Source organism: Pseudoalteromonas sp. CR1, assembly GCF_019392235.1.
GTDB lineage: Bacteria > Pseudomonadota > Gammaproteobacteria > Enterobacterales > Alteromonadaceae > Pseudoalteromonas.
Window position 1 is genome coordinate 1 of sequence record NZ_JAHXRM010000255.1, and the last position, 271, is coordinate 271.

The 271-nt window shown below is 64.2% G+C and carries 1 protein-coding gene; it reads left to right on the top strand.

What is annotated here, in order from left to right:
• On the top strand, window positions 1-271 hold a 271-nt coding region (locus tag KZZ04_RS19320; protein WP_219423889.1), incomplete at both ends, for a TolC family protein.

Genomic DNA, 271 nt, shown 5'->3' on the forward strand with positions numbered 1-271 from the left:
GTGGCAATGAGCTGGTGCGGCCGAACGTGTTGAAGCCCAGCGTCGTTGCCGTGCCTGCGGTATTGCCGGCCGAATTGGTGGGGCGCCGTCCCGACGTGATCGCCGCGCGTTGGCGGGTGGAGGCGGCCAGCAAAAACGTGGCCGCGAGCAAAACCCGTTTCTATCCCAACCTCAACCTGAGCGCGAGCGCCGGCGCCGAGTCGTTGTTGGGGGATGCGATGTTTGGTTCAGCCAGTCGTTTCTTCAGCATTGCGCCGACGATCTCGTTGCC